The sequence below is a fragment of the Pseudomonas sp. PAMC 25886 genome (assembly GCF_000242655.1).
In the GTDB taxonomy this organism is placed as follows: domain Bacteria; phylum Pseudomonadota; class Gammaproteobacteria; order Pseudomonadales; family Pseudomonadaceae; genus Aquipseudomonas.
Genome location: NZ_AHHC01000092.1, coordinates 76507 through 99364, shown reverse-complemented (window position 1 = coordinate 99364; position 22858 = coordinate 76507). Strand labels below are relative to the sequence as shown.

At 59.3% G+C, this 22858-nt stretch carries 20 protein-coding genes; 18 read left to right on the top strand and 2 right to left on the bottom strand.

Features of this window, described 5'->3' with window-relative positions; translation table 11 throughout:
• Positions 1–17: 17 nt before the first annotated feature.
• From MUM_RS0131070 to MUM_RS0130985, 18 genes are all read left to right on the top strand, one after another.
• A complete protein-coding gene (locus MUM_RS0131070) occupies positions 18–1232 on the top strand; it encodes an IscS subfamily cysteine desulfurase (protein WP_008438290.1) in 1215 nt (404 codons plus the stop codon).
• A 102-nt stretch (positions 1233–1334) separates the two neighbouring features.
• The gene (iscU, locus tag MUM_RS0131065) at positions 1335–1721 is read left to right on the top strand and encodes a Fe-S cluster assembly scaffold IscU (protein WP_003175965.1); all 387 of its coding nucleotides are present in this window, start codon (positions 1335–1337) and stop codon (positions 1719–1721) included.
• 28 nt (positions 1722–1749) lie between these two features.
• Positions 1750–2073, top strand: a complete 324-nt coding sequence (iscA, locus tag MUM_RS0131060; RefSeq protein ID WP_003209680.1) for an iron-sulfur cluster assembly protein IscA — start codon at positions 1750–1752, stop codon at positions 2071–2073.
• 8 nt (positions 2074–2081) lie between these two features.
• On the top strand, positions 2082–2603 hold the full coding sequence (gene hscB / locus MUM_RS0131055; protein WP_010176869.1) for a co-chaperone HscB: 522 nt from the start codon (positions 2082–2084) through the stop codon (positions 2601–2603).
• A gap of 51 nt (positions 2604–2654) precedes the next feature.
• Positions 2655–4517 (top strand): Fe-S protein assembly chaperone HscA, encoded by a 1863-nt coding sequence (gene hscA, locus MUM_RS0131050; protein WP_010176868.1) that lies wholly within the window; start codon positions 2655–2657, stop codon positions 4515–4517.
• Between the two features lie 3 nt (positions 4518–4520).
• The gene (gene fdx / locus MUM_RS0131045) at positions 4521–4862 is read left to right on the top strand and encodes an ISC system 2Fe-2S type ferredoxin (RefSeq protein ID WP_010176867.1); all 342 of its coding nucleotides are present in this window, start codon (positions 4521–4523) and stop codon (positions 4860–4862) included.
• Positions 4863–4876: 14 nt separating this feature from the next.
• Complete coding sequence (gene iscX, locus MUM_RS0131040) at positions 4877–5077, top strand: Fe-S cluster assembly protein IscX (RefSeq protein WP_010176866.1); 201 nt, start codon at positions 4877–4879, stop codon at positions 5075–5077.
• Positions 5078–5167: 90 nt separating this feature from the next.
• On the top strand, positions 5168–5593 hold the full coding sequence (gene ndk / locus MUM_RS0131035) for a nucleoside-diphosphate kinase (protein WP_003175956.1): 426 nt from the start codon (positions 5168–5170) through the stop codon (positions 5591–5593).
• A gap of 30 nt (positions 5594–5623) precedes the next feature.
• Positions 5624–6772 (top strand): 23S rRNA (adenine(2503)-C(2))-methyltransferase RlmN, encoded by a 1149-nt coding sequence (gene rlmN, locus MUM_RS0131030; RefSeq protein ID WP_003209670.1) that lies wholly within the window; start codon positions 5624–5626, stop codon positions 6770–6772.
• Positions 6773–6784: 12 nt separating this feature from the next.
• Positions 6785–7543: a type IV pilus biogenesis/stability protein PilW gene (gene pilW / locus MUM_RS0131025; protein WP_010176865.1), complete on the top strand. Its 759-nt coding sequence runs from the start codon at positions 6785–6787 to the stop codon at positions 7541–7543.
• Positions 7543–8556 carry a RodZ domain-containing protein gene (locus MUM_RS0131020; RefSeq protein WP_010176864.1) on the top strand — a complete coding sequence of 338 codons (1014 nt, stop codon included), beginning with the start codon at positions 7543–7545 and terminating at the stop codon, positions 8554–8556. The genes pilW and MUM_RS0131020 overlap by 1 nt, the downstream gene beginning before the upstream one ends.
• A 4-nt stretch (positions 8557–8560) precedes the next feature.
• Positions 8561–9670: a flavodoxin-dependent (E)-4-hydroxy-3-methylbut-2-enyl-diphosphate synthase gene (ispG, locus tag MUM_RS0131015; RefSeq protein ID WP_003209666.1), complete on the top strand. Its 1110-nt coding sequence runs from the start codon at positions 8561–8563 to the stop codon at positions 9668–9670.
• 23 nt (positions 9671–9693) lie between these two features.
• Entirely contained in the window at positions 9694–10983 is a 1290-nt protein-coding gene (gene hisS / locus MUM_RS0131010; protein WP_010176863.1) for a histidine--tRNA ligase, read from the top strand.
• A gap of 40 nt (positions 10984–11023) precedes the next feature.
• Entirely contained in the window at positions 11024–11665 is a 642-nt protein-coding gene (locus MUM_RS0131005; protein WP_010176862.1) for a YfgM family protein, read from the top strand.
• On the top strand, positions 11658–12809 hold the full coding sequence (gene bamB, locus MUM_RS0131000; RefSeq protein ID WP_029616169.1) for an outer membrane protein assembly factor BamB: 1152 nt from the start codon (positions 11658–11660) through the stop codon (positions 12807–12809). Before MUM_RS0131005 ends, bamB begins: the two co-directional genes overlap by 8 nt.
• Before the next feature lie 139 nt (positions 12810–12948).
• Positions 12949–14418, top strand: a complete 1470-nt coding sequence (gene der, locus MUM_RS0130995) for a ribosome biogenesis GTPase Der (protein WP_003209661.1) — start codon at positions 12949–12951, stop codon at positions 14416–14418.
• Positions 14419–14526: 108 nt separating this feature from the next.
• On the top strand, positions 14527–15675 hold the full coding sequence (locus MUM_RS0130990) for a pyridoxal phosphate-dependent aminotransferase (protein WP_010176860.1): 1149 nt from the start codon (positions 14527–14529) through the stop codon (positions 15673–15675).
• Complete coding sequence (locus MUM_RS0130985) at positions 15663–16454, top strand: amidohydrolase (protein ID WP_010176859.1); 792 nt, start codon at positions 15663–15665, stop codon at positions 16452–16454. The genes MUM_RS0130990 and MUM_RS0130985 overlap by 13 nt, the downstream gene beginning before the upstream one ends.
• Before the next feature lie 202 nt (positions 16455–16656).
• Here MUM_RS0130985 and leuA read toward each other — a convergent pair whose 3' ends face one another.
• Positions 16657–18336 carry a 2-isopropylmalate synthase gene (gene leuA, locus MUM_RS0130980; RefSeq protein ID WP_010176858.1) on the bottom strand — a complete coding sequence of 560 codons (1680 nt, stop codon included), beginning with the start codon at positions 18334–18336 and terminating at the stop codon, positions 16657–16659.
• Between the two features lie 374 nt (positions 18337–18710).
• Positions 18711–22622 (bottom strand): membrane-targeted effector domain-containing toxin, encoded by a 3912-nt coding sequence (locus MUM_RS0130975; RefSeq protein ID WP_238535559.1) that lies wholly within the window; start codon positions 22620–22622, stop codon positions 18711–18713.
• Between the last annotated feature and the right edge of the window lie 236 nt (positions 22623–22858).

Below are 22858 nucleotides of genomic sequence, written 5' to 3'. Positions count from 1 at the left end.
GATTTAGGAGAAAGTCCATGAAATTGCCGATTTACCTTGATTACTCAGCGACCACCCCGGTTGATCCGCGTGTCGCGCAAAAGATGAGCGAGTGCCTGCTGGTTGACGGAAACTTCGGCAACCCGGCGTCCCGTTCCCACGTGTTCGGCTGGAAAGCTGAAGAAGCCGTGGAAAACGCTCGTCGCCAGGTCGCTGACCTGGTGAATGCCGACCCGCGCGAAATCGTCTGGACCTCCGGTGCCACCGAGTCCGACAACCTGGCAATCAAGGGTGCGGCGCATTTCTACGCGACCAAGGGCAAGCACCTGATCACCACCAAGATTGAGCACAAGGCTGTCCTCGACACCATGCGCCAACTGGAACGTGAAGGGTTTGAGGTCACCTACCTCGAACCAACGACCGACGGTATCGTGACCCCTGCGATGATCGAAGCGGCGATGCGTGAAGACACCATCCTGGTTTCCGTCATCCACGTGAACAACGAAATCGGCACCATCAACGACATCGCCGCCATCGGCGAGCTGACCCGCTCCAAGGGCGTGTTGCTGCATGTCGATGCTGCTCAGTCCACCGGCAAGGTCGACATCGACCTGTCGAAATTGAAAGTCGACCTGATGTCGTTCTCCGCCCACAAGACCTACGGTCCTAAAGGCATTGGCGCGCTCTACGTGAGCCGCAAGCCTCGCGTGCGTATCGAAGCCACCATGCACGGCGGCGGTCACGAGCGCGGCATGCGTTCGGGTACCCTGGCGACCCACCAGATCGTCGGCATCGGCGAAGCATTCCGTGTGGCCAAGGAAGACATGGCTGCCGAAAACGTGCGCATCAAGGCCTTGAGCGATCGCTTCTACAAGCAGGTCGAGCACCTTGAGGAGCTGTACATCAACGGCAGCATGACCGCCCGTGTACCGCACAACCTGAATTTGAGCTTCAACTACGTCGAAGGCGAGTCGCTGATCATGGCGCTCAAGGATCTGGCGGTTTCGTCCGGTTCGGCCTGCACCTCGGCTTCCCTTGAGCCGTCCTACGTCCTGCGCGCCCTGGGCCGCAACGACGAGCTGGCTCACAGCTCGATCCGCTTTACGTTCGGCCGTTTCACCACCGAAGAAGAAGTCGACTACGCCGCGCAGAAAGTCTGCGAGGCCGTCACCAAGCTGCGTACCTTGTCCCCGCTGTGGGACATGTACAAGGACGGTGTCGACATTTCCAAGATCGAGTGGGCGGCACACTAAATATAGAAGCCGCCACCCAAAAGGCTCTGTAAAGACGTGGCGGAAAACGCAGGCGTGTTTACAGGGTTCCAGAGCGGCCCTGATGAGTGAGGATTCAGTACCATGGCTTACAGCGAAAAGGTCATCGACCACTACGAAAACCCGCGCAACGTCGGCAAGATGAACGCGGAAGACCCTGATGTCGGCACCGGCATGGTCGGCGCTCCGGCGTGCGGCGACGTTATGCGCCTGCAGATCAAGGTCAACGACGCTGGCGTTATCGAAGACGCCAAGTTCAAGACTTACGGTTGCGGTTCGGCCATCGCCTCCAGCTCCCTGGCGACCGAATGGATGAAAGGCAAGACCCTGGATGAGGCTGTGACTATCAGCAACACCCAGCTGGCCGAAGAACTGGCCTTGCCGCCAGTGAAAATCCACTGCTCGGTACTCGCAGAAGACGCCATCAAGGCGGCCGTTCGCGACTACAAGCAGAAGAAAGGCTTGATCTAAGCAATTTGGCGACGAGTAAGGAGTCACGATGGCTATCAGCATGACAGAAGCGGCTGCGCAGCACATTCGCCGCTCCCTGAATGGGCGCGGTAAAGGTGAGGGGATTCGTCTGGGTGTTCGCACCACGGGCTGTTCCGGCCTTGCCTACGTGCTGGAGTTTGTCGACGAGGTGGTCGAGGAAGATCAGGTGTTCGAAAGTCACGGCGAAAAAGTGATCATCGACCCGAAAAGCCTGACTTACCTGGACGGCACCGAACTCGATTTCGTCAAGGAAGGGTTGAACGAAGGCTTCAAGTTCAACAACCCCAACGTACGCGGTGAATGTGGCTGCGGCGAAAGCTTCAACATCTGAGGCTGATTGTGGGTACTCCTTGTCATTTCGCCTTGTTCGAGCTGCAGCCGAGTTTTCGACTGGACCTTGAACAGCTTGCCACGCGCTACCGTGAACTGGCGCGTGGGGTGCATCCGGACCGCTTCGCTGACGCTTCCGAGCGTGAGCAACGCCTGGCGCTGGAGCAATCAGCCAGCCTCAACGAAGCCTATCAGACGCTCAAGAACCCTCCCAAACGCGCGCGCTACCTGCTCGCCATGGGCGGTCGCGAGCTGCCGCTTGAAGTCACGGTCCAGGACCCTGATTTCCTGATGCAGCAGATGCAATGGCGCGAAGAGCTCGAAGAACTGCAGGACGAAGCCGATCTGGCCGGAATCGCAGTCTTCAAGCGCCGTCTGAAAGTGGCCCAGGATGAACTCAACGAAAGCTTCGCAGCCTGTTGGGATGATGCAGCGCAACGTGAGCAGGCCGAACGCCTGATGCGGCGCATGCAGTTCCTCGACAAGCTCACCTACGAAGTGCGCCAGTTAGAAGAGCGCCTCGACGATTAACCCAGTGCCGCCCAGGTTGCACGCCTGATATACAGATAAGTCCTGATTACCATGGCCCTACTGCAGATCGCCGAACCCGGTCAAAGTCCTCAACCGCACCAGCGTCGTCTGGCGGTCGGGATTGACTTGGGCACTACCAATTCGCTGGTCGCTGCATTGCGCAGCGGTCTTTCCGAGCCGCTGCCCGACGCTGATGGCCAAGTCATCCTGCCGTCTGCCGTGCGCTATCACGCCGATCGCATCGAAGTGGGCGAGTCGGCCAAGCTGGCGGCGTCTACCGATCCCCTGAACACCGTGTTGTCGGTCAAGCGCTTGATGGGTCGTGGTCTGTCCGACGTCAAGCAACTGGGCGACCAGCTGCCGTACCGCTTTGTCGGCGGCGAATCCCATATGCCGTTCATCGACACCGTCCAGGGCCCGAAAAGCCCGGTGGAAGTGTCGGCTGATATCCTCAAGGTGCTGCGTCAGCGCGCAGAAACCACCCTGGGCGGCGAACTGGTGGGGGCGGTGATTACTGTTCCTGCGTATTTCGATGACGCTCAGCGCCAGGCCACCAAGGATGCGGCGAAACTGGCCGGCCTGAACGTGCTGCGCCTGCTCAACGAGCCGACCGCGGCCGCTGTGGCTTACGGCCTGGATCAGCACGCCGAAGGCCTGGTCGCTATTTACGACCTGGGCGGCGGTACCTTTGATATTTCGATTCTGCGCCTGACCGGCGGTGTCTTCGAAGTGCTGGCTACCGGTGGCGATACGGCCCTGGGTGGCGATGACTTCGATCACGCCATCGCTGGCTGGATCATCACCAGCGCCGGCTTGTCTGCCGACCTGGATCCGGGCGCGCAACGTAACCTGCTGCAAACCGCTTGCGCCGCTAAAGAAGCCCTGACTGATGCTGCATCGGTTGAAGTTTCCTACGGTAGTTGGTCTGCTCAGCTGACCCGCGAAGCCTTTGATTCGTTGATCGAACCGATGGTCGCCCGCAGTCTGAAAGCCTGCCGTCGCGCGGTGCGTGACTCGGGTGTCGAGTTGGAAGACGTGGCTGCTGTGGTCATGGTGGGTGGTTCGACCCGCGTGCCACGTGTCCGCGAAGCTGTTGCTGAAGCCTTTGGTCGCCAACCGCTGACCGAAATCGACCCGGATCAAGTGGTGGCCATTGGTGCCGCGATCCAGGCCGATACCCTCGCCGGTAACAAGCGCGATGGTGGCGAACTGCTTCTTCTCGACGTGATTCCGTTGTCCCTGGGGCTGGAAACCATGGGCGGCCTGATGGAGAAGGTGATTCCACGCAACACCACCATCCCCGTTGCTCGCGCCCAGGACTTCACCACCTACAAAGATGGCCAGACGGCCATGATGATTCATGTGCTGCAAGGCGAGCGTGAGTTGATCAGCGACTGCCGTTCCCTGGCACGCTTCGAGTTGCGCGGTATTCCAGCGATGGTGGCCGGTGCGGCGAAGATTCGCGTGACCTTCCAGGTCGACGCCGACGGCTTGCTCAGCGTTGCTGCGCGCGAATTGGCCTCCGGCGTCGAAGCCAGCATCCAGGTCAAGCCGTCCTACGGCCTGACCGACGGCGAAATCGCCAAGATGCTCAAGGATTCGTTCCAGTACGCCGGTGACGACAAGGTCGCCCGCGTGTTGCGTGAGCAGCAAGTTGACGCCCAGCGGCTGCTTGAGGCGGTGCAGGGCGCCCTTGATGCCGACGGTGAGCGTCTTCTGGATGCCGAAGAGCGCATGGTCATCGACCTGCAAATGCAGGAACTGGCTGAATTGATGAAAGGCACCGATGGTTACGCCATCGAGCAACAGACCAAGCGCCTGTCGCAAGTGACCGATGCCTTTGCCGCCCGTCGTATGGACCAGACGGTGAAAGCCGCCCTGGCGGGCCGCAACTTGAACGAACTTGAGGATTAACTGATGCCGCAGATCATTTTTCTGCCACACGCCGAGCATTGCCCGGACGGTATGGTTGTGGAGGCTGAGACCGGCAAGTCCATTCTCGAAGTCGCTCACGACAACCACATCGAGATCGAAAGCGCCTGCGGCGGCGTCAACGCCTGTACCACCTGCCACTGCATCGTCCGCGAAGGTTTCAACAGTCTCGAAGAAGCTGATGAGCTGGAAGAGGACTATCTTGATAGGGCGTGGGGCCTTGAGCCGACATCGCGCTTGAGCTGCCAGGCAAAAGTGGGAACAGAAGACCTTACCGTCGAGATCCCGAAATACTCGCTCAACCATGCCGCCGAAGCGCCGCACTGATTCAAGGAAGCGTCATGAGTCTTAAATGGGTTGAAGTGCAAGAAATTGCTATTCAGTTGGCGGACAAATACCCGGATACGGATCCCTATTCGGTGAACTTCGTCAAATTGCGTCAGATGGTCATGGAACTGCCCGAATTCGATGATATTCCTGATCGAGGCGGCGAGAAGGTGCTGGAAGCTATCCAGACAGCCTGGAACGATGAGCGGGACTAGGACCATTTTACGCAGTTAGGCAATACCCAAGAACCCGCGTATAATTCGCGGGTTTAATTTTTCGCAAATTACCGTTTCTGGAGTTACACCATGGCTGTTCAACGTACTTTCTCCATCATCAAGCCTGACGCTGTTGCAAAAAACGTCATCGGCGAGATCACCACTCGTTTCGAAAAAGCCGGCCTGAAGGTTGTAGCTTCGAAACTCAAGCAACTGTCCAAGGCTGAAGCCGAAGGCTTCTATGCTGAGCACAGCGCTCGTGGTTTCTTCGGCGACCTGGTTGCCTTCATGATCTCCGGTCCTGTTGTTGTTCAGGTTCTGGAAGGCGAAAACGCTATCGCTCTGAACCGTGAGCTGATGGGCGCTACCAACCCTAAAGAAGCTGCTGCCGGCACCATCCGTGCTGACTTCGCTGAATCGATCGACGCCAACGCCGTTCACGGTTCGGACTCCGAAGCCGCTGCTGCCCGCGAAATCTCGTACTTTTTCGCTGCTACTGAAGTAACCGCTCGCTAAGCATTGGCTTAAAAGAGCGAAGGTGAATCCATGACTACATTGACTGCAAAAACCAACCTGCTGGGTCTGACTCAACAGGAAATGGAAAAATTCTTCGACTCAATCGGGGAGAAGCGTTTTCGTGCCGCTCAGGTAATGAAGTGGATTCACCATCTTGGCGTCGATGATTTCGACGCCATGACGAACGTCAGCAAGGCCCTGCGCGACAAGCTCAAGGCCATTGCCGAAGTTCGCGGCCCCGAAGTGGTCAGCGAGGACATTTCCACCGACGGCACCCGTAAGTGGGTGGTGCGCGTGGCGTCCGGCAGCTGCGTCGAGACCGTGTACATTCCCCAGGGCAAACGCGGCACGCTGTGCGTTTCGTCCCAGGCAGGCTGTGCCCTGGATTGCAGTTTCTGCTCCACCGGCAAGCAAGGTTTCAACAGCAACCTCACCGCCGCCGAAGTCATCGGCCAGGTGTGGATTGCCAATAAATCGTTTGGCAGCATCCCGGCAACCGCCGACCGTGCAATCACCAACGTGGTGATGATGGGCATGGGCGAACCGCTGCTGAACTTCGACAACGTGGTTGCGGCCATGCACCTGATGATGGACGACCTGGGCTACGGCATCTCCAAGCGCCGTGTGACCCTGTCGACCTCCGGCGTGGTACCGATGATCGATGAGCTGGCCAAGCACATCGACGTCTCCCTTGCGTTGTCGCTGCACGCACCGAATGACGCATTGCGTAACCAATTGGTGCCGATCAACAAGAAGTATCCGCTTAAGATGCTGCTCGAATCTTGCCAGCGCTATATGGCGACCTTGGGCGAAAAACGTGTGTTGACCATTGAGTACACCATGCTCAAGGACATCAACGACAAGGTCGAGCACGCGGTCGAGATGATCGAGCTGCTCAAAAATGTACCGTGCAAGATCAACCTGATTCCGTTTAACCCGTTTCCCCATTCTGGCTACGAGCGGCCGAGCAACAACGCCATCCGCCGTTTCCAGGATCAACTGCACCATGCAGGCTTCAACGTTACCGTTCGCACCACCCGCGGCGAAGATATCGATGCGGCATGTGGCCAATTGGTAGGACAGGTGCTGGATCGCACCCGTCGCAGCGAACGTTATATCGCCGTGCGTGAATTGAGTGCCGCCGACGATATGCCGCAAAGTGCCGCGACTCGAACCTGAGAGAGGATCTCTATGCCCTTGCGCCTTGCGCTGCTTTTGCTTGTTGCCAGCCTCTCGGCTGGCTGTGTTTCATCGGGTCATGACAGCCCGTTGCAAACCGGCAAGGGCCGTGACGAAGCGCGTGCTGCCTATGTGCAGCTGGGCTTGGGGTACTTGCAGCAAGGGATGGCCGAACAGGCCAAGCTGCCGCTGAAGAAGGCCCTTGAACTGGACGCCAGCGACGCTGACGCCAATGCTGCATTGGCCTTGGTGTTCCAGGCCCAGGCCGAGCCCGAACTGGCCGATCAATATTTCCACAAGGCCTTGGCCATTCGTCCTGGCGACCCGAGACTGCTGAACAATTACGGCAGTTTTCTGTTTGCGCAGAAACGTTATGACCAGGCGTCCGAATATTTCCAGCAGGCTGCGGCTGATACCCTCTATCCTGAGCGCTCGCGGGTTTTCGAGAACCTTGGGGTGACCTCAATGCTTCTTGGCCAGCGCGACACCGCCCGCCAGCAACTGGAAAAAGCCCTGCACCTGAACCAGCGCCAGCCACGAGCATTGCTCGAAATGGCTGAGTTGTCCTTCGAAGACAGGCATTATGTGCCGGCACGTGACTATTACGAGCGTTTTAGCCTGCTGAGCGGGCAAAATGCACGTAGTCTATTGCTCGGTGTGCGCCTGGCGACGGTTCATGAAGAACGCGACAAGGCCGCACGTTTTGGCCAGCAACTCGAACGACTCTATCCCGGTACGCCGGAATATCAGCAATACCTGTCGGAGCAATGATGAAAGCGGCGCACCCGGAAGTTGTAGCAGCTAATCGTGGAAACCCAGGCGAGACCTTGCGTCAGGCCCGCGAAAGCAATGGTTGGTCGCTGGCAGAAGTGGCCCTCAAGCTCAATTTGACCACGACTTCATTGGGCAACCTTGAAGCTGGCGCGTTCGACAAGCTGCCAGGGCATACCTTTGCCCGCGGCTATATCCGCGCCTACGCCAAGTTGCTCGGTATCGACCAGGCCGCATTGGTCCAGGAATTCGACCAGATCACCGGCACCGATTCTCAAGGCAGCAATGTCCATGGCCTGGGCCGCATAGAAGAGCCTGTGCGGGTTTCCCACACTATTTTGCGAATTGTCAGCCTGTTGCTGCTGATCGCCGTGATCGGCGGTGGCTTTGTATGGTGGCAGGACCAGACCTCCCAGCGCGGCAAGGACCTGTCCAGCAACGCCATGGAGCACGTCGAAGTCGAAAGCGCCGACGGCACCACCCAGATTCATCCGCTGGACGAGCCGGAAGACCAGGCCGTAGCCCAGGGCCAGGCGGCGCCTGAGGCAGAGCCTGGTGCCGAGCAACCTGCGCCGGAAGCCGGGGCTGCCCCTGCCGCTCCTGCCGTCGCACCCGCTCCAGTGGTTGCAACGACGCCCGTTGCTCCGGCTCACACGCCAGCCGCTCCGGCCCATGCCCCGGCTGTGCCTGCGCCGGCCCCGGCGACAACGGCTCCGGTCAGCCCGGCAGCCCCGGCGATTTCCGCGCCAACCACGCCGGTGCTTATCGCCGGTGATGGCCGAGTACAAATTACCTACGTCGCTGACTGCTGGACGCAAGTCTCCGATGGCAACGGCAAGGTGCTGTTCAGTGGTCTGAAGCGTAAGGGAGATACACTTGACCAGGGCGGCAAGCCTCCTTTGACGCTGCGTCTGGGCTTCGCCCGTGGCGCGCAAGTGGCCTACAACGGCCAGCCTGTGGACGTGGCGCCGTTCACCAGTGGCGAGACTGCTCGCCTCAAGTTGGGACAATAAAGTCATGCACGGCGAATCTCCAATCAAACGTCGCGTATCGCGCAAGATCTGGGTCGGCTCGGTGCCGGTGGGCGGCGATGCCCCCATCGCTGTACAGAGCATGACCAACAGCGACACCAATGATGTGGCGGCCACCGTTGCCCAGATCAATCGTCTGGAAGCGGCTGGCGTCGATATCGTGCGGGTGTCCGTGCCGGACATGGACGCTGCCGAAGCCTTCGGCCGCATCAAGCAACTGGTCAAGGTGCCGCTGGTCGCCGATATCCACTTCGACTACAAGATCGCGTTGCGCGTGGCCGAACTGGGCGTCGATTGCCTGCGGATCAACCCGGGCAACATCGGTCGTGAAGACCGGGTTCGCGCCGTGGTGGATGCTGCCCGTGATCGCGGGATTCCAATCCGCATCGGCGTCAATGCCGGCTCCCTGGAAAAAGACCTGCAAAAGAAATACGGCGAGCCGACTCCGGCCGCATTGGTCGAGTCCGCGTTGCGCCACGTTGAACACCTTGAGCGCCTGAATTTCCAGGACTTCAAGGTCAGCGTAAAGGCTTCCGACGTGTTCATGGCGGTAGAAGCGTACCGCCTGCTGGCCAAGGAAATCGTCCAGCCATTGCACCTGGGTATCACCGAAGCCGGCGGTTTACGCTCAGGCACAGTGAAATCTGCGGTGGGTCTCGGTATGCTGCTGGCCGACGGGATTGGCGATACTATTCGCATCTCCCTCGCGGCAGACCCGGTAGAGGAAGTGAAAGTCGGCTACGACATTCTCAAATCCCTGCATTTGCGTTCCCGTGGCATCAACTTCATTGCCTGCCCGAGTTGCTCGCGGCAGAACTTCGACGTGGTGAAAACCATGAACGAACTGGAAGTACGCCTCGAGGACCTGCTGGTGCCGCTGGATGTTGCGGTGATTGGTTGTGTGGTCAACGGGCCGGGTGAGGCCAAAGAGGCCCATGTGGGCCTGACCGGTGGTACGCCAAACCTGATTTACATCGACGGCAAGCCGTCGCAGAAACTGACGAATGACAATCTGGTGGATGAGCTGGAACGGCTGATCCGCCAGAAAGCGGCCGAAAAGGTCGAAGCTGACGCAGCGGTTATCGCGCGCGGCTGATCGAACGAATTTAAGGATTTGATGTGAGCAAGTCTCTGCAAGCCATTCGTGGCATGAACGACATCCTGCCTGAGCAGACGCCCCTGTGGCGCTACTTCGAGGGCACTGTCGCGCGCCTGCTGGATAACTACGGTTACAAGCAGATCCGCATGCCGATCGTCGAGTTCACCGAGCTGTTCAAACGCTCCATCGGTGAAGTGACCGACATCGTCGAAAAAGAGATGTACACCTTCGAAGACCGCAACGGCGACTCCCTGACCCTGCGTCCCGAAGGCACTGCCGCCTGCGTGCGTGCGGTGCTGGAACATGGCCTCACCGGCGGTGGCCAGCCGCAGAAGCTTTGGTACATCGGCCCGATGTTCCGCCACGAACGTCCGCAAAAAGGCCGTTATCGCCAGTTCCACCAGATCGGCCTGGAAGTGTTCAACCTCGACGGTCCGGACATCGACGCCGAGCTGATCGTACTGACCTGGCGCCTGTGGGGCATGCTGGGCATCCGTGACGCGGTGAAGCTTGAGCTCAACAGCCTGGGCACCAGCGAATCCCGGGGTCGCTACCGCGAAGCCCTGGTCGAATTCCTGTCGGCTCACCTGGACAAGCTGGACGAAGACAGCCAGCGCCGTCTGAAAACCAACCCGCTGCGGGTACTGGACACCAAGAATGCCGAGACCCAGGCCGTACTCGTGGACGCGCCAAAAATGGCCGACTACCTGGACGACGAATCCCGTGTCCACTTCGAGGGCCTCAAGGCTCGCCTGGATGCGGCCGGTATTCCTTACGTCATCAATCCGAAACTGGTGCGTGGCCTCGATTACTACAGCAAGACCGTGTTCGAGTGGGTCACCGACAAGCTCGGCGCCCAGGGCACCGTGTGTGCCGGTGGCCGTTACGACGGCCTGGTCGAGCAGATGGGCGGCAAGCCGACCACCGGTGTCGGTTTCGCCATGGGCATCGAGCGGCTGATCCTGCTGCTGGAAACCCTGGAGCAGGTTCCCGAAGAAATCTCCCGTCAGGTGGACGTGTACTTCTGTGCCTTTGGCGAGGCGGCTGAACTGGCTGCCCTGGCCCTGAGCGAGAAGTTGCGCGACCAACTGCCGAACCTGCGCCTGCAAGTCAATGCCGGCGCCGGCAGCTTCAAAAGCCAGTTCAAGAAAGCCGACAAGAGCGGTGCACTGTATGCACTGATCCTGGGTGATGATGAGTTGGCCCAGCAAGTGGTAAGTTTCAAACCCCTGCGTGGTCAGGGTGAACAACAAAGCATTGCCTTTGATGCGCTTGCAGCGCACCTGGCCACCTGCATCGTGCAGGGTTGAAGCTGTCAAACAGCCGATTTAGCGATTAAGGAGTATTGGGGTGTCGAGTACTGATGATGACCAGCTGGCCGAGTTCAAAGACTGGTGGCAGCGCAACGGTAAGCCCCTGGTCACTGGCGGTTTGCTGGCTTTAGTAGTGGTGTTCGGCTGGCAAGCCTGGCACAAGTATCAGGCTAACCAGTCGCAAGGCGCCTCGATTATCTATCAGCAATTGCTGGAAACCACGCTGACGCCAAACGGCAAGCCGGACCTCGCCCAAGTGGCAGACCTGGCTGGCAAGCTGAAGAGCGAATTCGGCGGTAGCACCTACGCGCAATACGGCAGCCTGTTCGTCGCAAAAGTTGCGGTCGACAACGGCAAGCTGGATGACGCAGCCTCCGAGCTGAAAGCCATCACCGACAAGCCGGCCAACCCGACACTGGGTGAAATCGCACGTCAGCGTCTGGCTCAGGTACTGGCGGCACAGAACAAGGCCGACGACGCACTGAAACTGCTCGACGGCGATGCTGACAAGGCATTCCTGGCTACTCGTGAAGAGCTCAAGGGCGACCTGCTGGTCCAATTGGGTCGTACCGACGAAGCCAATGCTGCGTACCAAAAAGCCAAGGCGGCGCTGTCTGATGAAGCGGCGGTCGGTGGCTTACAAATCAAGCTCGACGACTTGGCCAAAGGGGATGCGTGACGTGATCCGTTGGAAACATGCAGCATTGCTGGCTCTGGCCGTTTTGGCCGCGGGTTGCAGCAGCAACAGCAAAAAAGAACTGCCTCCGGCCGAGCTGACCAGCTTCAAGGAAGAAGTGGTCCTGCAAAAGCAGTGGAGCCGCTCCATTGGTGACGGTCAGGGCGATCTTTACAACCTGATGGTCCCGGCGATCGACGGTGACACCATCTTCGCCGCTGACTCCACCGGCGTTGTGGTCTCCATGGATCGCATGAACGGCGACGTCAAGTGGAAGAAAGACCTCGAACTGCCTGTGTCCGGCGCCGTTGGCGTGGGTTCTGGCATGGTGATGCTCGGCACGCTGAAAGGCGACGTCGTGGCGCTGGATTCGAGCACCGGTGAAGAGAAATGGCGCGCTCGCGTGACCAGTGAAGTGCTCTCGCCACCGGCTACCAACGGTGACGTGGTTGTCGTCCAGACCCAGGATGACCGTGTGATCGGCCTCGACGCCGCCACCGGTAACCAGCGCTGGTTGTACGACAGCACGCCTGCGGTGTTGACCTTGCGCGGTACCAGCGGTCCGGTTGTGACCAGCAACCTGGCACTGGCAGGCCTGTCGACCGGTAAAGTGGTCGCCCTGGACACCCAGAACGGCGTGCCGGCCTGGGAAACCCGGGTCGCGATCCCTCAAGGTCGTTCGGAACTGGACCGCGTAGTGGACATCGACGGTGGCTTGCTGCTGTCGGGTGATACCCTCTACGTCGCCACTTATCAGGGCCGTGTTGCGGCACTGGACGTGCAAAGCGGCCGGATCAACTGGCAGCGTGATGCTTCCAGCTACGCCGGTGTCGCCCAAGGGTTTGGCAGCGTCTACGTAAGCCTGGCGTCCGGCACCGTTGAAAGTGTCGACGAGCGTTCCACCACTGCATTGTGGAGCAACGACTCCCTGGCCCGCCGTCAACTGTCGGCACCGGAAGTGTTCTCCAGCTACGTAGCGGTAGGTGACTTTGAAGGTTACCTGCACCTGCTGAGCCAGGTAGACGGTCGCTTCGTCGGTCGCGAACGCATCGACAGCGACGGCCTGCGTGCCCGTCCGCTGGTGGTAGGTAACATGCTTTACGTGTATGGCAACAGCGGCAAACTGGAAGCGCTGACCATCAAGTAATGGTTTGACTATGCTTGGGGTAATTCCCAGGCGGCCCTGCTTCGGCAGGGCATGCGGCGCTTCCGAGCGCTGCCCCGAGCACCAGCCGCTGCCTTGCAGCGGCTTTTGTATTTTCTGAAATAACGAAGTGGAGAGCCGCATGGTTCCCGTAATCGCCCTGGTGGGCCGACCGAACGTCGGCAAGTCCACCTTGTTCAACCGCCTGACCAGGACTCGCGACGCCATCGTCGGCGACTTGTCCGGTCTGACCCGTGATCGCCAATACGGTGAGGCAAAGTGGCAAGGGCGCTCCTACATTATTGTCGACACCGGTGGTATCTCCGGTGACGAGCATGGCATGGACGAAAAGATGGCCGAGCAGTCGCTGCTGGCCATTGAAGAAGCCGATGTCGTGTTGTTCCTGGTGGACGCCCGCGCGGGCTACACCGCCGCTGACCAAATGATTGGCGAGCACCTGCGCAAGCGCAACAAGCGTTCCTACGTGGTGGCCAACAAGATCGACAACATCGATCCTGAAATGGCCCGCGCCGAATTCAGCCCGATGGGCCTGGGCGACGCGATCCCGATCGCCGGTGCTCACGGTCGTGGCATCACCCAGATGCTGGAGATCGCCCTGCGCGATTTCCCGCGTGATGACGTGGATGAAGTCGAAGGCGAAGAAGAGATCGTTGCCGAAGGCGAGGAAGCCAAGCGCATTCCTGGCCCAAGCGAAAAAGACGGTATCAAGATCGCGATCATCGGACGCCCGAACGTCGGCAAGTCGACCCTGGTCAACCGTATGCTCGGTGAAGACCGGGTCATCGTCTATGACGAGCCCGGCACCACCCGCGACAGTATCTACATCCCGTTCGAGCGTAACGACGAGAAGTACACGCTGATCGACACCGCCGGTGTGCGCAAGCGCGGCAAGATCCACGAGGAAGTTGAAAAGTTCTCCGTGGTGAAAACCCTGCAGGCGATCAAAGACGCCAACGTGGTGATCTTCGTCATGGACGCCCGCGAAGGCGTGGTAGACCACGACCTGAACTTGCTGGGCTTTGCCCTGGAAGCCGGTCGCGCCCTGGTGATTGCGATCAACAAGTGGGATGGCATGACGCCAAGCGAGCGCGACTACGTCAAGGTCGAGCTGCAGCGTCGTCTGTTCTTCGTCGAGTTCGCCGATATTCACTTTATCTCGGCACTGCACGGTACCGGCGTGGGCAACCTCTACGCGTCGGTGCAGAACTCTTTCAAGTCCGCGGTTACCCGCTGGCCGACCAACCGCCTGACCCAGATTCTTGAAGATGCGGTCAGCGAGCACGCGCCACCGATGGTCAATAACCGTCGGATCAAGCTGCGCTACGCCCACTTGGGTGGTGCCAACCCGCCGATTATCGTGATCCACGGTAACCAGCTGGAGAAAGTGCCGAAGTCCTACGTGCGTTATCTGGAAAATACCTATCGCCGTGTCTTGAAACTGGTCGGTACGCCGATCCGTATCGAGTTCAAGGGTGGCGAGAACCCGTACGAAGGTAACAAGAACAGCCTCACCGACCGCCAGGTAAACAAAAAGCGCCGGATGATGACGCACCACAAGAAAGCCGACAAAAAGCGCCGCGACAAGCGCTGATCCTGATCGGTTAAAAAAGGGCTCTTTCAGAGCCCTTTTTTGTGCCTGGCGGTTGACCCTTCGCGGCATGCAGCTTAAAACTTGGGGCTCACCGCAAGGGGCGCACCGATGATCACCAGCAAGCTGCCGAATGTCGGCACCACCATCTTCACCACCATGTCGCAACTCGCCGCCGAAACCGGTGCGCTCAACCTGTCCCAAGGTTTTCCCGACTTCAATGGGCCGCAAGGTTTGCTCGATGCGGTGGGCAAGCACATTGCCCTCGGCCATAACCAATACGCGCCCATGACCGGCCTGCCGGTGCTGCGCCAGCAAGTGGCGGCCAAGATTGCCCGCAGCTATGGCGCCACGGTGAATGCCGACAGCGAAGTGACCATCACCCCTGGCGCCACCGAGGCGATCTTCTGTGCGATCCAGGCGGTGATTCGCAGCGGTGATGAAGTCATCGTGTTCGATCCTGCCTACGACAGCTACGAGCCGTCGGTAGAACTGGCAGGCGGTCGCTGCGTGCATGTGCAACTGGGCCTGGCTGACTTCGCCCTGGACTTCGAGCAACTGCGTGCCGCGCTGTCACCGCGCACCCGCATGATCATCCTCAACAGCCCCCACAACCCCACCGGCGCCCTGATCAGCCGTGCCGAGCTGGACCAGTTGGCCGAGTTGATCCGCGACCGCGATATCTACCTGGTCAGCGACGAGGTCTACGAGCACCTGGTATTTGACGGTGTGCCCCACGTCAGCGTGCTGGCCCACGAAGAGCTGTACCAGCGTGCCTTTGTGGTCAGCTCCTTCGGCAAGACCTACCACGTCACCGGCTGGAAAACCGGCTATGTGGTCGCGCCCCCGGCCCTCAGCGCCGAGCTGCGCAAGGTGCATCAATATGTCAACTTTTGCGGCGTGACCCCATTGCAGTACGCTTTGGCAGACTTCATGGCCGAACACCCGGAACACGTCGAGGAACTGCCGGCGTTTTATCAAGCCAAGCGCGACCTGTTCTGCGACCTGCTGGAACCGTCGCGTTTCAGCTTTAGCCGGGTGGCCGGTACTTACTTCCAACTGGTGGATTACTCACAGATTCGCCCGGACCTGGATGACGTCGCCATGTCACTGTGGATGACCCGCGAACATGGCGTGGCGACGATCCCGGTCTCGGTGTTCTACCAGAACCCACCGCAAGGCCAGCGCCTGGTGCGACTGTGCTTTGCCAAACGCGAGGAGACGCTGCGTCAAGCAGCCGAGAAACTATGCGTGATCTGAGTGCACTGCCCAACCTGAACATTGCTTTGGTGCAAACCACCCTGGCCTGGCACGACCGCCAGGCCAACCTGGAGCATTTCGAACTGCTGCTGGAGCAGGCAAGCGGCGCCGACCTGATCGTGCTGCCGGAGATGTTCACCACCGGTTTCTCGATGGAGTCGCAAACCCTCGCCGAACCTGAAAACGGTCCCACCCATCAATGGCTGCAGGCTCAGGCGAAGAAGTACAACGCGGTGATCACCGGAAGCGTGATCATCCAGGCCGCTGACCGCAGCCACCGCAACCGCCTGCTGTGGGCGCGCCCGGATGGCGAGGTGTTGCACTACGACAAGCGGCACCTGTTCCGCATGGCCGGTGAGCATGACCACTACACCCCCGGCGAGCGCCAGGTGCAGTTCGAACTCAAGGGCTGGCGGATTCGTCCGCTGATCTGCTACGACCTGCGCTTCCCGGTATGGAGCCGTGATGCCCAGGACACGGACCTGCTGCTGTACACCGCCAACTGGCCGGGTGCACGACGCCAGCACTGGAACCGCCTGCTGCCGGCCCGGGCCATCGAAAACCTGTGCTACGTGGCGGCGGTGAATCGAGTGGGCACTGACGGGAAAGGTTTTGCCTACACCGGTGACAGCCAGGTCGTGGACTTCCAGGGAGAAAGCCTGCTGAGTGCAGGGGAGGCGGACGGGGTGTTCCAGGTGTGCCTGGATGCGGCGGAATTGGCAGCGTACCGCACACGCTTCCCGGCGAACCTGGATGCGGACAGCTTCGCGTTTGTCTGAAGGACCTCCATTGCCAGGGAGATCGCTATCGCGGGCAAGCCCGGCTCCCACAGTTGATCTGAGTTGTCTGGAGGAATGCATTCCCCTGTGGGAGCCGGGCTTGCCCGCGATGAGGCCCTGACAGTCACCACAAATTTCGAACTCCACAAAAAAGGCCCCTGGATTCTCATCCCGGGGCCTTTTGCATTTCAGCGATCAGTAGTTACGCCGCCTTGGCTTCCTGATGGCTCAACGAGCGGTTCAGCGCGCTGAACAGTGCCTTGAAGCTTGCCGTGGTGATGTTTTCATCAATGCCCACGCCGTGCACCGGACGCTCACCGTTCACTCGCAGCTCAATGTAGGCCGCCGCCTTGGCATTGGTGCCGGCGCCAATCGCGTGTTCGTTGTAGTCCATGATCTCTACACCAATCGGCAGCCCGGCCACCAGTGCTTCCAGGGCGCCGTTGCCTTTACCGTGCCAGCGCAGGTTGGTTTCGCCCTGGCCCTTGCCGGAGACTTCAACTTCCACCGAGCTGTTGCCGTTCTCTTCCTGCAGGCGATGGCTCACCAGCGCGTACGGCGTGTTGGCTTGCAGGTATTCACGCTGCAACAAGCTGTAGATCTGCGCGGCAGTCATCTCCAGGCCCACACGGTCGGTTTCGGCCTGTACCACCTGGCTGAACTCGATCTGCATGCGGCGCGGCAAGCTGATGCCGTATTCCTGCTCCAGCAGATAGGCGATGCCGCCTTTGCCCGACTGGCTGTTGACGCGGATCACCGCCTCGTAGCTGCGGCCGATGTCGGCCGGGTCGATCGGCAGGTACGGCACTTCCCACAGGGCGTCGTCTTTCTGCTGGGTGAAGCCCTTGCGGATCGCGTCCTGGTGGGAGCCGGAGAAGGCGGTGTGAACCAGGTCGCCAACATACGGGTGACGCGGGTGCACCGGGATCTGGTTGCACTCTTCGACGACCTTGCGGATGCCGTCGATGTCGGAGAAGTCCAGCTGCGGGTCGAGGCCCTGGGTGTACATGTTCAACGCCACCGTCACCAGGTCGACGTTACCGGTACGCTCGCCGTTGCCGAACAGGCAGCCTTCGACGCGATCAGCGCCGGCCATCAGGCCCAGCTCGGTGGCGGCGACGCCAGTGCCACGGTCGTTGTGGGTGTGCAGGCTGATGATCACGCTGTCGCGACGGTTGATATGGCGACCGAACCACTCGATCTGGTCGGCATAGATGTTCGGGGTGGCACATTCCACGGTAGCCGGCAGGTTGAGGATCACCTTGTGCTCGGGCGTCGGGTTCCAGACCTCGATCACCGCGTCACAGACTTCCTTGGCGAACTCCAGCTCAGTGGCGCTGAAGGTCTCCGGCGAGTACTCGAACGTCCACTGGGTTTCCGGCTGCTGGGCGGCGTATTTGACGAACAGCTTGGCCGCGTTGACCGCGATGGCCTTGATGCCGTCCTTGTCCTGGTTGAACACGATGCGGCGGAACGACGGCGAGGTGGCGTTGTACAAGTGGACGATGGCTTTCTTCGCGCCGCGCAGGGATTCGAAGGTGCGCGCGATCAAGTCTTCACGGCCCTGGGTCAGCACCTGGATGGTGGTGTCCGCGGGGATGTGGTTGTCTTCGATCAGGGTACGCACGAAGTCGAAGTCGGTTTGCGAGGCGGCCGGGAAGGAGGCTTCGATTTCCTTCACGCCGACGGCGACCAGGGTCTTCCAGAAACGCAGCTTTTTCACCGCGTCCATCGGTTCGATCAGCGACTGGTTGCCGTCGCGCAAGTCGGAACTGCACCAGATCGGCGCGGCGGTGATGGTCTTCGACGGCCAGGTGCGGTCCGGGATATCAATGGTCGGGAACGCGCGGTACTTCGAAGACGGGTCTTTGAGCATGCTCATCGGGAAATCCTTTGTTTAGGGGCCGAGAAGAGGCGGCCTGCCGTAAAACTGTTATTGGGGATAAAGCAAAAGACGAGGCAGATCGATTCAGCCTGGCAGTCGTGCGCTGACGAGGCACAAGCTGCTGTGCTGGCGGAGCTGAATGAGGGTGTGAGAGGTTTTCATAGGTCCAACCCTAACCGTGAGGCGTTAAGATGGCAAGCCGTGAAAAAAAATTGAGATAATTCCTAAGTTATTCCTGGTTTACGATTTTTTATTGTGTCTTTTATTGGGATTGTTTGTTTTTATTGCTGTTCATTTTGCTGGTGCGCAATTGAGTGGTGGGCTGCGCCGCTGCGGGCGGCGCAACCCTGGTCGGCTATCCGGTAAGAAACCTACAAGGTGATCTTGTCGATGTTGTAGTCAATATGAATGTCGCCGATTGGCTCAGGGATGCTGGTGCCGTGCAGCAGCTTGAGCGGGGGTGGAGGGGTATGGGGTGGCTGGCTGACGATAGTCGACACACCTTTTGGTGTTGGGCTGATCGAGACGCTTACGCCTGCGGTTAACTCCGAGATACCGGGAATATTGTCATAGGTATTCATGTGCGCCTTGCCGACCACCGCGACGTATTTCTCACCTGCCGGAGTCTGATTGATAAGCTGGGTAGCGGCATAATTGAACTCTTGCAAGCGGTCATCGTAGAAGCGTGAATTGCTTAACCTGCCAATCCAGTTGTCGCTGTGCATTGTCAGCTCTCTATGCTCGAGGCCTATGACCTTGATACCGTTTTTTTCTGCCGCCTCAATAACATCCGACACTGTGGGGCTCTTTGGTGAGTAGGCTCCATCGTAGACTCTTGGCGATGCATAAACGGCATCTGATGGCGTATAGGCGCCTGCGCCAAACCCGGGCCCTTTCTGAAGAAAGAGCGTGTTTTCCATGTAAAGAACGGTCACTCCACTGTTTTTGAATGTCTGCATTTGGTCAATCAGGAGTTGAAACGTGGCAGGTTCGGAATGCACCTCTCCGAATACCAACCCCCTCACATCTGGTTGTGCCAGGGCACTTTGAACGGCGCTCTTGGGCGTGGCATTAATGCCTATTGGCGCTAGCGGAGGGCGAGCAGGCATCTGCCCGTTGGCCATGCTGGTGTAGAAGTCTTGCATGTCCCGTTTGAACCAGCGCCTGATGTGCCCAACCGTTGCACCGCTGGCATCAGTAAAGTCATTCGCACCCTTTCCGGTAATGATCCGGTCCATATATTCATCAGGCGGCGGCGTGGGTCTTCCCCGGTGGCGACTGCCTCCCGGCAATTCGCTCAGGCGCCATTCCCCGTTACCGGCAGACTGCAGGGAAGCCTTGATTCGGCTGCTTTTCGGGGCGCTCAGCGGTGCATTGGGATCGACGATATTGACCTGCCCGTTACGCGCATGGAACGCTGAATCGATCTGATAAACATCGTGGGTCCCTCTGCTGTCGGTATAGCGAATGTACCAATTGTCGCCAACGTTATAGGTACCGTCCGGTCTCAAGGGGTGACCCTTGATCGCGCTGTCGGGTACGGTGTAAGCGCTGAGGTCGCGGCTCGGTACCCTGGGTGAGGAGGTGGGGGCCGTGCCGGTTGAAGTACCTGCGGGCACTGAGCCTGGCGCTTGCGTCAAGGCTCGCTGGGCAAAAGGTACTTTACTGCCTCCAGCGATTGCCGCTGAAGCCTTGTTCACCGGCCGTAGCGGCGCACTGCGAAACAGCGGGATGCCCGCCGCGGAGGTTGTAAAATCAGTGTAGATCGCACGTCCCAGGCCAGGGTTCTTGAGCAGCGCAGGCAGTACCTTGGCGTTTGCCCGCAGGGCCGCCACGCCTGCTTTGCCTAGTCGCAGGCCCGTCGACAGGCCTTTACCAACTACCGGCAACAGGTCCACGAATATAGAGGCTACCTCAATGCCGAATTGAATCTTGTTGGTTGTTGATTGTGTCGCGACTTCCGCGCTGCTGACGGACTGGTAATCCGCCTTGTCTATCAGCATTTGGACCTGATGTTTGTACAGCTCATCCTGCACGTTTCCGGTGATGGGGTGGAGTGTGGCGCCGCCCTTGAGCTTCGCAGCGCCGAGCAAGAGCTCCAGGGAGGACAAAGGGTTAGTCAGCAGGTTGAGCGGATTCGATTTTATTTTTTGTGTGTATTTATCGATGTCGCTCTGCTCGACTGGCGACTTCCGGCCTGCGGTGTAGAGTTTCCATTGTGGCTTTTCGAGCAAGGTGCTCAGTGCATTCTGGTCCGCCACCTCTCGAAAGGCCACGCCGTCAGGCGCGTTCGGGGTGTACAACACCAGCGAAGCGTCGATCTGGTTGCTGATGACCATGACGCCTTGCACCGTTAAGCCATGTTGGACGAGCGTGTTGGTGATGATGGCTTTTCCATCCACCGTGGGGCGGTTTGCCGGCTCGGGATGATCAAGTACCGCGCGAACCCACTGTGCGCCACGTTTGGTAGTGGTCTCGGTGATGGCGTTGGCGGTATAGGCATCGGGGTTGAGGTCTGCGAGAAACGCCTCTTTTTCCATCACGTCGGCCAGGGTGGCTTTCCAGGTGTTGCGTATCACGCCCGCAGGCCCTGAGTCTGCATCTGTGGCCAGCCGTTGGTTGAGCAGCTTGGTGTATTCGCCACCGACATCGGCGGTATTGACCAGTGTTTTGAGCTGGTCTGTGCCCAGAACCACCGGTTTGCCGGCAGCGTCCAGAATCGGTTTGCCTTGGGTATCGTTCAAGGGCAGCGTGAAGGTGATCTGGGTATGGGTTGCGCTCTCGCCGGCTGGAAACTCAGTAGGGTTCTTCAACCCCAGGTCAGTCAGTGATAGCTGCGCGTTGTTTACTGAGCGTGACGCGTGACCGCTGGGACGGCCTGTATGAGTGCTGGTTTTGCTTTGCACCTGAACCCTCAATTGGTCAGCATTCACCTGAGCGGTTGGGTACAGTTTTCTGATCGCCTTATTCATCTTGTCCCGGGAAAACTCGGTCAATGAGGGAATGCTTTCCAGCAGTGGAGTCAACCTGTCCTGGCTTTTTTCCTCGGCATGTTCCAACTTTTTGAACAGTTCGTCGTGAACCGGCTGCAAGTTTTTCAGCCATTCGGGTTGCAGTTTGTCGGCCAGTTTCTGGTTGCGTGCCTGCATGGCATTGCTGCCATCAAGCAGGTATGACCAGTCGGCAGCCTCATCAATGGCTTGGTGTAATGGCGTGGTGGATTGGGGGGATATATTGGCAAAGCCCGTATTGATTTCGGCCTGCTGGCGCTTGAGCATCCCAGGCAAAGCTTCGGCCAGCACATCCCCGGCCAGAGGCTCGGCGCTGAGCATCAGGTCGTCCCCGGTGGGTGGGTTCGACCGGTTTTGCAACGATAGCGGTAGCGTCTGCAACAGCAGCTCGGCGCCTGTTCCGCCTTGATCCAGGCGTTGCGCCAACGTTTCGCGTGCCTGGGCTGGGGTTGCGAATTCTTCGAATCCCTCGCCGGGTGTATAGAGTATGACTGGGCCATTGGCATCGTTGAGCGCCAGGGATCTGCCTTTGGGCCAGGTCGGCGGAGTGGCGAAGGACCCGTCAGTCGGAGTGATGAGAAAGCTGCCCGCGAGTAAAGCACCACGCTCGGTGCCGTCATCCAGGGTGAGCGGATACACACCCGGACGGGCGCCATCGGCAAAGACGTTCTCCCGTTCGGCGAGAGTGGGGTATTGCAGCGCGGCGTCGATCAGTTGTTTGCCTGCCGGGCTCAGGGTGCCGTCGCTTGCGCGCAGTGCCGCCAGTGTCGACAGTTGGCGCTTGTGCAGGGTCAACAATTCGTCCTGCGGCGCCTTCAGTACCGGCGGGTTTGTTTTCGACGGGCGCGGTGTTGTCCAGAAGGCGAGTGACGCCTCGGGATATTGTGTGGTGATGCGTTGGGCGATGGTGTTTAACGAGTGCGTTGTGTCGATGAGTGCCGGCGATTGGCTGGCTGTGCCTTGGCTGAATACGCCCGACTGCACGCCGGCGCCTTCGTCATTGTTCCTCCCAGGCTGGCTCGACAGTTCTGCAATCTTTTTATCCAGTGCCTCCAGAAGAGGTTGCTCAGAGAGCGTTCTGATACTGCCATCGCTCTGTCTGATCCAGCGCCTGAAGGTCAGCTCTGCTGGATTGAGATGGGGTTGGTCGGCAAGCATCGTTGCCACTTGCTGCAACAGGAAATCCTTGAAGTTCGGCTGCTGGCTCTGCAGCCGTTGCATCGCGTGCGTGAGTGAGTCGTGTTGAGTGATGAAGGCTTGCTGATCGCTCACGTTGAAATGGTCTGCGAGTGCTGAGCGTTGCTCCGGTGGTATTCCTGGCGAGTCGGGCAACAGGCCAGGTGGGCTGGTGCTGACGATGGGTGTTGGAAGGGCGGGAGGTAGGGCCGGGGGCTGGATCGAGGTACGCTGCATCGACGTTTGAGCGAGAGCAAGCATAGGGAAACCTCAAAGTATTTGAATGTTGTTACGCTCCTTGTAAGTCGTCAGGTAGGTGAGTATTCACGGTG